Source organism: Dokdonella fugitiva (genome assembly GCF_004342425.1).
In the GTDB taxonomy this organism is placed as follows: domain Bacteria; phylum Pseudomonadota; class Gammaproteobacteria; order Xanthomonadales; family Rhodanobacteraceae; genus Dokdonella_A; species Dokdonella_A fugitiva.
In genome coordinates, this window is record NZ_SLWQ01000004.1 from 150,389 (window position 1) to 161,922 (window position 11,534).

General features: G+C 66.0%; 7 protein-coding genes. 3 read left to right on the forward strand and 4 right to left on the reverse strand.

Annotated elements, in window-relative coordinates; translation table 11 throughout:
• Positions 1-8: 8 nt before the first annotated feature.
• The 4 genes from EV148_RS09485 to hutU all read right to left on the reverse strand — a co-directional run bounded on the left by EV148_RS09485 (position 9) and on the right by hutU (position 6,582).
• Complete coding sequence (locus EV148_RS09485; protein WP_241988037.1) at positions 9-1,298, reverse strand: restriction endonuclease subunit S; 1,290 nt, start codon at positions 1,296-1,298, stop codon at positions 9-11.
• Positions 1,295-4,279, reverse strand: a complete 2,985-nt coding sequence (locus EV148_RS09490) for a type I restriction endonuclease subunit R (RefSeq protein ID WP_131997108.1) — start codon at positions 4,277-4,279, stop codon at positions 1,295-1,297. Before EV148_RS09490 ends, EV148_RS09485 begins: the two co-directional genes overlap by 4 nt.
• Positions 4,280-4,339: 60 nt before the next feature.
• On the reverse strand, positions 4,340-4,729 hold the full coding sequence (locus EV148_RS09495) for a hypothetical protein (protein WP_131997111.1): 390 nt from the start codon (positions 4,727-4,729) through the stop codon (positions 4,340-4,342).
• Positions 4,730-4,911: 182 nt separating this feature from the next.
• Positions 4,912-6,582: a urocanate hydratase gene (gene hutU / locus EV148_RS09500; RefSeq protein ID WP_131997114.1), complete on the reverse strand. Its 1,671-nt coding sequence runs from the start codon at positions 6,580-6,582 to the stop codon at positions 4,912-4,914.
• A gap of 262 nt (positions 6,583-6,844) precedes the next feature.
• Between hutU and EV148_RS09505 the strand changes: the two genes are divergently transcribed.
• The 3 genes from EV148_RS09505 to EV148_RS09515 all read left to right on the forward strand — a co-directional run bounded on the left by EV148_RS09505 (position 6,845) and on the right by EV148_RS09515 (position 10,878).
• On the forward strand, positions 6,845-8,536 hold the full coding sequence (locus EV148_RS09505) for a GGDEF domain-containing protein (RefSeq protein WP_158287416.1): 1,692 nt from the start codon (positions 6,845-6,847) through the stop codon (positions 8,534-8,536).
• Between the two features lie 14 nt (positions 8,537-8,550).
• Positions 8,551-9,363, forward strand: coding sequence for a C40 family peptidase (locus EV148_RS09510; protein ID WP_131997120.1), 813 nt, complete (start codon positions 8,551-8,553; stop codon positions 9,361-9,363).
• 183 nt (positions 9,364-9,546) lie between these two features.
• Entirely contained in the window at positions 9,547-10,878 is a 1,332-nt protein-coding gene (locus tag EV148_RS09515; protein ID WP_131997123.1) for a delta-60 repeat domain-containing protein, read from the forward strand.
• Positions 10,879-11,534 lie beyond the last annotated feature (656 nt).

Below are 11,534 nucleotides of genomic sequence, written 5' to 3' on the forward strand. Positions count from 1 at the left end.
TCACCGGGTCACTCCTCCGGCGCCGGGAACAGCTGCTGCATCAGGCCCTGCTTGTGGGTCTTGAGGGCGGCGAGCTGGTGGGTTTCGGCGGTGATCTGGGTGTCGAGGGAGGAGAGGCAGTCGGCGATGCGTTGTTGCTCATCCTTCTCGGGCAACGACACGACTAATCCTTGAAGCGACTTCTGGCTGACTCCCTTCGCGGTCGAGCCAGTGGAGAGCAGATCTATCGCCCTTTGGAAGCCATCGCTCCAAATAAGCTGAATCAAGAAGGCGTTTACGACGTCCGGCTTTGTTTTGAACGCGACAACCCTTTGGCTGAGAACGTACTTGCGCTGATCTGGTATCAGCAGCGCTTTACCCAGCGGGGCCTCCATCGTGAAGACGATATCGTCCTTCTCAAGGTTCGCACCTGCCATCCATCGAGAGTGGAGCTCATCGCTCGCGAGATAACACTCGGCACTGTAGTCGATGAAGCCATTCTTCACGTTGTTTGCAGAAAGGCTAATGATGTCGCCACCACCCCATTCCATCCCAAGCTTCTTTGGCGTTCTGCCACGGAAGTCCAGCACATCCCTGAATAGATCAAAGAACCGCCGCGTTCTCCACTCCGGCGCATCCCGAAACTCGGGAAAGCGGAGACGGGGGCGGGTTTCGCCTTCGCGGGGAAACAGCTGCTGCATCAGGCCGCGCTTGTGCGCCTTCAACGCCTCCACCTTGCGCCCCTGCGCGGCAATCACCTGGTCCAGCGAGGTCAGGCAGTCGGCGATTTTTTGCTGCTCGTTCCGCGATGGAACTGGCATCGGCATGCGCATGAAAGCGCCGGTCGTAATACTCATGCGATCGTGCCTAGCGCCGGTGCTCGCTGCGCTGCGCAGATACGAATGCCACCCCGACGACCTGAAATAGTGTTCGTAGAAGTCCGTCTGATCTTCCGAGAAGCGGAAGACCGTGTAGAGAGGCGACATCACACCTTCTCCGATGTTGTTCCGTGAAATGGGACCAACTGGAGCAATAGCTGATGTCCGTGGGTTGTAGACGTAATCGCCCTTACCTACGACGTAATAGCCATCGACTTTTCCGACCGTCGCGATGTCTTTGTCGAAGTAGTCCCGCTGATCGAGCACGCCAAACTCGGCAGAGTTTGTAAGAACTCGTGTCACACGCCCGTCGCTGTTTTTAGTACTCGTGCGCTCGGCGATCCGCTCAAGCGGTACTTTTCTCCACGCATCCATGCTCCGAAATTCCGGAAACCGCAACCTCGGCACTTCCGCCTTCTCCCGCTGCTTCGCCATGCTCATGCCTCGTACGCCTTCAGCCCGGCGATCTCCCGCCCACCGGCCCGCTTCTTCAGCAGCGGCAGCAGGTCACCCATCAGCGCCAGTTCCTTCTGCGCGCGCGCCTTCCAGCCAAGCTCCAGCGGGGCCAGCAGCTCGGTGAGCTGTTCGCCGTCGAAGATGCGGCGGGACAGAATCCCGTCCACGAAGGCCTGCACCTTCGCCACCGGCAGGCCGTGCCTGGCAGACAGCGCGGCCATGTCCTGCGCGGCCTTGTCGGCCTTGAACTTCTCGTAGCCGGCGCGGATGGCGTCCTCGCTCAAGCCCTCGCCCGCCTTCAGTCCGCGCACATACTCGCTGATGTCCTCGCGCTCGCCCATGAACTTGGCGTCGCTTGCGATCAGGCCGATCAACTCGTTTCGCCCCATTCTCGACTTCACAGGCCCTTGGGCCTGGAAATCGGTGATCAGCTTCATGATGTAGTCGTAATCGATCGTGCTGGAGGCGAACAGCACGAACTCGAAGTCGAGCTGCTCCACCTCGTTGCGCGTGGCCTCGTCCAGGTCGCCGGGTTTCTTCTGGTCGGCGCGCAGCTCCTCGGCCTTCTGCAGGTACTGGCCGCGGAAGCTGCGCAGTTCGTCCTTGGGCAGGATGGTCTCGATCTGTGCGCGCTGCTCGGCGGTCAGGTCGGTGTACTGGTCCAGCTGGGTCTGCAGCTTCTGCACGTCCTTGAAGTGCTGGACGAAGGCCACCTTGGCCGCGGTGCCCTTGAGGTTGGCGATGTCTTCCGGCTTGCCGCCCAGCCCCTGCGAGGCCAAGAAGCTGTCGAGGGCGGCGCGCGCTTCCTTCAGCTTGTCGATGACCACGGGCGCGGTATCCACCAGCCAGATTTCGCGCGCCTGATCCTTGCGCGCCCCGGAGAACAGCGCGATGGCGGCATCCACAGCCGCCTGCTGGCCGCGGAAGTCCAGGATGTTGCCATACGGTTTCGTGTCGTTGAGCACGCGGTTGGTGCGGCTGAACGCCTGGATCAGGCCGTGGTACTTGAGGTTCTTGTCCACGTACAGGGTGTTGAGGTACTTGCTGTCGAAGCCGGTCAGCAGCATGTCCACCACGATCACGATGTCCAGCTTCTCGCGGCCTTTCATCGGCAGGTCCGCATTCGGGAACTGCTGGTCCTTGATGCGCTGCTGCACGTCCTGGTAGTAGGCGTCGAACTCCTCGATGCGGTGGTTGGTGGCGAAGCGTGCGTTGTAGTCGGCCATGATGGCTTTCAGCGCCGCCTTCTTGGCCTCCGGATCCTGCTTGTTGTCTTCCTGCTCCTGCGGCAGGTCTTCCTGCAACTGGCGCACGTCGGCACTGACATCGCCGGGCGGCGAGAACACGGCGGCGATATTGAGCGGCACGAAATCGCGATCGGAATCCTTCTTCTCCGCCTGCGCCGCCTTGAAGAGGACGAAGTACTCGATGGCATCGTTGATGGAGGCGGTGGCCAGCAGCGCGTTGAAGCGCCGGCCGCCGGTGGCGGCATCGTGCTTGGCCAGGATGGCATCCACCACGGCGCGCTTGGCCAGGGTCTCGCCGGGCTTGGGGGCGAGCTTGCCGTCCGGTTTGTAGTACTCGACGTGGAACTTCAGGACGTTCCTGTCCTCGATGGCGTGGGTGATGGTGTATTCGTGCAGGGACTGCTGGAACAGATCGTCGGTGGTCTTCAGCGTCTGCTCGTCGCCTTCGATGCGCTTGTAGCTGGCGTTGTCCTCGAAGATCGGTGTGCCGGTGAAGCCGAACAGCTGGGCCTTGGGGAAGAACGCCTTGATGGCCTGGTGGTTTTCACCGAACTGCGAGCGGTGGCATTCGTCGAAGATGAAGACGATGCGCTTGTCGCGCAGCGGCTCCAGCCGCTGGTGGTAGTCGGCGCGCGCCGGGTCCAGCGCGCGGCCCAGCTTCTGGATGGTGGTCACGATGACCTTGTCGGCGGCATCGTCCGATACCAGCCGGCGCACCAGCGATTCGGTATTGGTGTTTTCCTCGACGCAGCCTTCCTGGAAGCGGTTGAATTCCTCTCGGGTCTGGCGATCCAGGTCCTTGCGGTCCACCACGAACAGGCACTTCTCGATGGCCGGGTTGGCCTTGAGCAGGGTGGAGGCCTTGAAGCTGGTCAGCGTCTTGCCGCTGCCGGTGGTGTGCCAGATGTAGCCGTTGCCCAGGTTCTTGTCGATGCACTCGACGATGTTCTGCACGGCGTAGATCTGGTACGGCCGCATCATCAGCAGCTTCTGCTCGCTGGCCACCAGCACCATGTAGCGGCTGATCATCTGCCCCAGCGTGCACTTGGGCAGGAATGCATCGGCAAAGGCATCCAGTCCGCTGATCTTGCTGTTGTCGGGTGCGGCGTACTGGTAGATGGGCAGGAAGCGCTCGTCGGCGTTGAAGGCGAAGTGGCGCGTGTTGTTGTTGGCGAAGTAATAGGTGGCGTCGCGATTGCTGACGATGAACAGCTGGATGAAGCACAGCAGCGTGCGGGCGTAGCCGTTGCCCGCGTCGTTCTTGTACTCGACGATCTGTTCGATGGCCCGGCGCGGATTGATGCCCAGCGTCTTCAGCTCGATCTGCACTGCCGGCACGCCGTTGATCAGGAGCAGTACATCGAATCGGTGATGGCTGTAGTCCGTGTTGACACGCAACTGGCTAACGACCTCAAAAGAGTTCTTGCACCAATCGCTTGTGTTGACGAGCGAGTAGTTCAGAGGCGTCCCGTCATCTCGCGTAAACGCGTTGCGATGGCGCAAGGTTTGCGCAGCCGCGAAGACATCCGGCGTGACGATTTCATCGAGTAGGCGCTGGAACTCGGCATCCGTCAGACGCACACGATTCAGCGCTTCGAACTTCTCGCGAAAGTTGCGTTCGAGGGTCGCGCGATCGTGGATATCGCGGCGCAGCGTGTACTTGAGCTCGCCGAGCTTTTCGATCAGTTCCTGCTCGATGGTGCTTTCCCTTACTCGCACGAAAACCCCGTCTGGATGGTCACATCGTCCGACGACGAGCGTCGTCGCTTGCTACCCTGCTCAATCCGTCATGCGGACGAAGCCATTCTTCAACAATGCATCCTGCACCAGCTCCCACGGCAGCAACTGCCGAATGGCTCCGACGCGCGCCATCAGTGAGCCTTCGGAGTTCTCTATCCGCCTCGCCTGCCGGACCCGCGTCGGCGAGACGCCTGCTGCGGCCGCGAGGTAGGTGAGCAGTCCTGGGCAGACGACGTGGTTGTACACAAACTTCGCATCGCGGCCCGAAGTGATCTTGCGACCGTAGGCGCCGGCAGAGTTGTAATGGAACAGCCAGCCGATCCAGTGTTCCTTCTGGCTCTCGTACCAAACGTCGCGACGCGTGCGCCGGCCTTCGGGAAGGCGGCTGATGGCGACGAGCAGCTCGCGAATTTCCAGTGATCGTTGCATTCCCTGTGAACCCCCGAACGGCAATCGAGATCGCTCTCGTATCGCCATTGCCCTGTTTCCCTCACCCTGCCCTCTCCCGCAAGCGGGAGAGGGAAAGGATGACTCTTCACTCTTCGTACGCGAAGCAGGGAGCAATGGGCGCTGTGCCCTCCCGCAACGGAACGAGGAAAGATGCGTATGCGCTACGCCATCGGCAACTTCAGCCCCTGCTCCCTCGCACACTTCGCCGCAATCTCATACCCCGCATCCGCATGCCGCATGACGCCCGTGCCGGGGTCGTTCCAGAGCACGCGTGCGAGGCGGCGATTCGCGTCTTCACTGCCGTCGCAGACGATGACGACGCCGGAGTGCTGCGAGTAGCCCATGCCGACGCCGCCGCCGTGGTGGAGCGATACCCAGGTCGCGCCGCCGGCGACGTTGAGCATCGCGTTGAGCAGCGGCCAGTCGCTGACGGCGTCGCTGCCGTCCTTCATCGCTTCGGTTTCGCGGTTGGGTGAGGCGACGCTGCCGCTGTCGAGGTGATCGCGGCCGATCACGATCGGCGCCTTCAGTTCGCCCTTGCGCACCATCTCGTTGAAGGCGAGGCCGAGCTTGTGGCGCTGGCCCAAGCCCACCCAGCAGATGCGCGCGGGCAGGCCCTGGAAGCTGATGCGCTTCCCAGCCATGTCGAGCCAGTTGTGCAGGTGCGTGTCGTCGGGGATGAGTTCCTTGACCTTGGCATCGGTCTTTGCGATGTCGTCCGGATCGCCGCTCAGCGCGACCCAGCGGAACGGGCCGACACCGCGGCAGAACAGCGGGCGCACGTACGCGGGCACGAAGCCGGGGAAGTCAAACGCGTTCGTGCAGCCTTCGTCCTTCGCCATCTGGCGGATGTTGTTGCCGTAGTCGAAGGTCGGGATGCCCTGCTCCTGGAACGCGAGCATCGCTTCGACGTGCACGCGCATCGACTTCTTCGCGGCGTCGCGCACCGCGTCGGGCTGGCTCTTGCGACGTTCGAACCACTGCTCGACGGTCCAGCCGATCGGCAGATACCCGTTGACCGGGTCGTGCGCGCTGGTCTGGTCGGTGACCGCGTCGGGCTTCACGCCGCGGCGAACGAGTTCGGGCAGGATCTCGGCGGCGTTGCCGAGCAGCGCGATCGACTTCGCCTCGCCCGCCTTCGTGTACTTGGCGATGCGCGCGAGCGCGTCGTCGAGGTCGCTCGCCTGTTCGTCGACGTACTTCGTGCGCAGGCGCATGTCGATGCTCGCCTGCTGGCATTCGATGTTGAGGCTGCACGCGCCGGCGAGGCTCGCCGCGAGCGGCTGCGCGCCGCCCATGCCGCCGAGGCCGGCGGTGAGGATCCACTTGCCCTTAAGGTTGCCGCCGTAGTGCTGGCGGCCCATCTCGACGAAGGTTTCGTAGGTGCCCTGCACGATGCCCTGGCTGCCGATGTAGATCCAGCTGCCGGCGGTCATCTGGCCGTACATCATGAGACCCTTGCGGTCGAGCTCGTTGAAGTGCTCCCACGTCGCCCAGTGCGGCACGAGGTTGGAATTGGCGAGCAGCACGCGCGGCGCGTCCTTGTGCGTCGGGAACACGCCGACGGGCTTGCCGGACTGGATCAGCAAGGTCTCGTCGTCGTTGAGTTCGCGCAACGAACGCAGGATCGCGTCGAAGCATTCCCAGTTGCGCGCGGCGCGGCCGATGCCGCCGTAGACGACGAGTTCACTCGGCTTCTCGGCGACGTCGGGGTCGAGGTTGTTCTGGATCATGCGGAAGGCGGCTTCGGTGAGCCAGCTCTTGCACGAAAGCTCGCTGCCGCGCGGCGCGCGGATGGTGCGGGTGGTGTCGATGCGAGTGGGTGCGTTCATGCGCGCGGGTCTCCGGAAGGCAGGCGGCGATTATAGGCCGTCGCGACGCAGCCCTGCCCTGTGGGAGCGCACCCTGAGTGCGCGACCGTATCCATCGAACGGTGTCGCACGGCCGGTCGCCCTCGGGATGGCTCCTGCAGGGCGACCCGCCCGGTTGCCGCCGCGCGGCGTTCCGGTAGCATGTGCGCGCCCGCGTCGTCGGGGCGCGACTGCAGGGGACTGGGGCGTGGAGCGACGATTCGCGTCGACAGGCGTTGCGTGCATGTTCGTGCTGCTGCTCGCGCTGCTGCAGGCGTTCGTCGCGCATGCAGAGGTACCGACGGCGACCCTGCCGGGCTGGGTGATCACCGAACTGCCGACCGCGATCGGTGACGACGCCGCGGCGATCACCCGCGGCGACCACGATGCGTCGTTCCTCTCCCATCCGGGCAACGCGGTACGCGCGGTGCCGGATGCGCCGCTCTGGTTCCGCCTGCGCTTCGATGCGGACTGGACCTCGAGCGAACCGCCCGTGCTCGTCGTGCGCAATGCCGGTTACGGCCACGTGACCTTGTACGCACCGCCCGACTATCGGGCGCAATCGCTGTGGCTGACCAAGCCCGACCCGCAGGCGCGCTTCTCCCGTCACGCGATGGCGTTCATGCTGCCCGCGGGCTTGCGCGCGGACCAGTCGCTGTACCTGCGTTTCGACCGTGTGCGCGTGGAACGCAAGCCGGTCGTCGCGGTGACCGACATGGCGAGCTACCAGGCCGCGGACCTGCGCCACGTGCGGGTCGTGACCTTGTTCAGCGCCACGCAGCTGACGATGGTGCTGGTCGGGCTGTGCCTGTGGCTCGCATTGCGCGATCGCGTGTATGCGCTGTTCGTCGCCTACTCCGGCCTTCAGCTCGTCTACCTGCTGCTCGTCTCGGGCGAGTTCTACGACCTGCCGCTCGGCGTGCTGCCGGACCTGCTCGGCCAGCGCGCCTCGTGGATCCTCGCCATGCTGAGCGCGACGCTGTCGATCTCCTTCATCCTCGAGTTCTGCCAGTTGCCGCGCGAGACACCGCGCTCGGCCACGGTGCTGGGCGCGATGCGCTGGCCTTACATGGTCGCGCTGTTCGCCTTGGTCGTGCCGGTCGACTGGCCTGCGCGCGACATCGCGATGCCGCCGCTGGCGAACCTCATGCTGTTGATCGGCGCGCTGATCGCGACCGTGGTGGTCGCGTACGCGGCGCTGCACCGCAACCGCGCGGCAATGTTCTTCCTCGTCGCGTGGATGCCACAGGTGGTCTTCACCGCACTGCGCGTGACGCAGCTGATCCTGCACCTGCCACAGCCGACGTGGCTCGAATACGGGTTCCCGTTCACCACGTCGTTCTCCAGCGTCATCGTCGTGCTCGGCCTCGCCGATGCGACCCTGCGCGCGCGCCGCGAGCGCGACGTGGCCAAGCGGCTGGCCGAGTACGACGGCCTCACCGGCGTGCTCAACCGGCGCGCGATTTCGCGCTGCCTGGAGAACCAGTTCGCCGAGGCGACCGCACTCAAGCAGCCGCTGGCGCTGCTGTTCGTCGACCTCGACCACTTCAAGGCGATCAACGACCGCCACGGCCATCTCATCGGCGACCATTGCCTCAAGGCGGTCGCCGACACGCTCGCCGACGAGTTGCAGGATGGCGAATATTTCGGCCGCTACGGCGGCGAAGAGTTCCTGGCGGTGTTGCCCGGTGCGACGCACGCGGAGGCGATCGCGACCGGCGAACGCCTGCGCAAGCGCGTCGAGCACCTGTCGATCGAGACCGACGGCGTGCGCCTGCATCTCACCGCGAGCATCGGCGTCGCCGGCCTGCTCGCCGGCGCCGACTCGCCCGACAAGCTCGTCGAGCGCGCGGATGCCGCGCTCTATCGCGCCAAGGCGGAGGGACGCAACCGCGTCTGCACGCATGCGCCACTCGCGGCCACCGGCCGCGCCTGACCGAAGGGGATGTCATGAACACGTTGAAGACGCTGCAGGTCGCCGAGCTCCTGCCCGGCGACGTCCTGCTGCACATGGGGCGCGGCGAGTTGTCCAAGCTCATCGCCTGGGTCGGCGACAGCGCCTACAGCCATGCGGCGATGGTGATCGGCCATGGCGAGCTTATCGAGGCCGCGACCAAGGGCGTGCGCCATGCGAGCCTTGTCGAGCGCACGCGCATGGTCACGGCCTTCGACTACATCGACGTGTTCCGGCCGCTGCGACCAACGCCGCGCGACACCAGCGACATCGCCGCGCTGCTCGCCGCGGCGGACGTCTATCTGGGCCGCCCGTACCCGATGACCTCGCTGCTCACGCTCGGCATCGTCTGCGCGGTGCGCAACAAGATCCCCGGCGACGAGCGGCTGCACCAGGCGCTGCGCATGGCGCTCGACCTCGTCGTGCAGGACGACCCGAGCCGCGTCGTCTGCAGCGAACTCGTCTACCGCGGCTACGCCGAAGCGGTGACGCGACCGGCGAATGCGTTGCGCCTGCCGATCACCCACCGCGCGTCGCAATCGACGCCGCTGCCCAAGATCGACTTCATCGCGCTCGCGATGGAGTGCCTCGAGGATTACCAGCGCGCGAACCCGAAAGGCGCGCTGCGCGCAGCGACGCCCGCGGAATTGCCGGACCTGCTCGCGCAGGCGCGCAGCACGCTTGGCATCGGTGGCCTGCAGGCATCGGGCACTGGCGATATCGCGCCGAACCCGAAAACCGTGTTGCCGGCCGACCTCGAGTTCAGCGGCGGGTTGCGCAAGCTCGGGCGGTTGCCGCTCGCCGCGTGATGCGGACCGACCCTTCGACTCCGGCCTTCGGCCTGTGCTCAGGGCGAAGGCGGAAGCCGCGGTGCCCGTGTGCCACCTTGGACCTCGTGAAACGCGGTGCCGAGCCCGCAACCCGGCACGGCATTTCGCGGAACACACCACGGCGGGCCGACGCCTGCTGACGCCACCTTCGGAGGGACCGCGATGAGATGCCGGATCGCCGCTTTTGCATTCGCCCTCTCGATCGTCGCGACGAGCGCATGCGCGCTCGACGGCGACGCCGACCCGAACTTCGGTGACGGCGGCCAGGTCGCGATCACGCGACCGAGCGACGGCGGCGGCAACGGCACCAAGCCGACCGGCGACCTGCTGCAGCGCGACGACGGCCGCTACCTGTGGGCTGCGCCGCTCGATGACGGTAGCGTATGGGTCGGCCGCTCGCTGCACGATGGATCGCCCGACGCGGCATTCGGTGGCGGCGGACGCGTCACGCTGCCCGCGTGCGGAGACGCCCGCAACGTGCGCCTCGCCGACGACGGCGCGGGCGGCGCGGTCGTCTGGGCGGGCTCCTGCCTCGTGCGGCTCGATGCCGACGGTGCCACCGTCGCCGGCTTCGGCGGCGGCACGGAGGCGCCGCCCAAGGGATTCAACGCGACGGGCTTCGCGCGCGACGCGCAGGACCGTTACGTGCTCGCCGGCAACGCCGGGCCCCTGGAACTGCGCGTGCATCGCTTCGGCGCGGACGGCATCGCGGACGAATCGTTCGGCACGCACGGCGGCACCGTCGTCGTCGTGCCGACGACGAACGGCTTCGCCGACATCAACGCGCTCGTCGTGCGTGCGGATGGCCGCATCCTCGTCGGCGGCGATCGCGGCAATACGCACGGGCCGAACCTCGTCGTCGTGCAGTTGAACGAGGACGGCACGCCCGACGCGTCATGGGACGGCGACGGCGTCGTCGACCTCGAACCGCCGCCCGGCCATGACCGCCTCATCGCGAACGCGCTCGCGCTCGACGACGACGGCAGCCTCGTCGTGTCGGGCATGAGCAGCGACGGCGGCGTGAGCTGCTGCCTCATGCTCACGCGCTTCGATACGAGCGGGCAGATCGTGCCGTCGTTCGGCCTGCGCATCTTCCGCCTGGCCACGCAACCGTCGTTGTTCCCGTTCTTCGAACAGCGCGATGGCGTCGTGCTCCTGCCGAACCGGCGCATCGTGATGGGCACGATTTCGTTCCCGTTCGGCGCGCCGTTCACGCACCGCACGCAGTACACGCTCGTGCGCACATTCGCCGATGGCGGCATCGACGCGAGCTTCGGCCACGACGGCTGGAACAGCTACACGATCGCGGACCCGACCGGCGCCGGCCAGACCGGCGATTACGTGCAGATGCACGCGATCGCCCACGACCGCACCGACGACAGCGTCCTCATGCTCGGTCGCACGTTCTTCGAAGACGACTCCACCGGCGACGATTACGTCACGTTCGTGCGCGCCCGCTTCGACCTCGTGTTCGCCGACGCGTTCGATCGCTAGCCCAGGGCAACCGCCACGCGCGTGTAGGGCGGCACGCGCGACGCGCGTGCCGCCGAAGCGCCGCGATGGTCGGGCGCATTGCAAGATTGCGGCGGGACTCGCGCTACGCGCTCGACCCGCCCTACGAGGTCTTTGCGTTGCTCGCGGTGGGCTGCGTGTCCACGTGGGGCGGTACGCGCAACGCGCGTGCCACCGAAGCGCCGCGATGGTCACGCGCATCGCAAGATTGCGGCGGGACTCGCGCTGTGCGCTCGACCCGCCCTGCGAGGTCCCGATTCATTGCTCGCGATGACCCGCGCACGTGCAGGGCGGCACGCGCGGCGCGCGTGCCGCCGAAGCGCCGCGATGGTCGCGCGCATCGCAAGATTGCGGCGGGACTCGCGCTGCGCGCTCGACCCGCCCTGCGAGGTCTCGATTCGTTGCTCGCGATGACCCGCGCGCGTGCAGGGCGGCACGCGCGACGCGCGTGCCGCCGAAGCGCCGCGATGGTCGCGCGCATCGCAAGATTGCGGCGGGACTCGCGCTGTGCGCTCGACCCGCCCTGCGAGGTCCCGATTCATTGCTCGCGATGACCCGCGCGCGTGCAGGGCGGCACGCGCGACGCGCGTGCCGCCGAAGCGCCGCGATGGTCGCGCGCATCGCAAGATTGCGGCGGG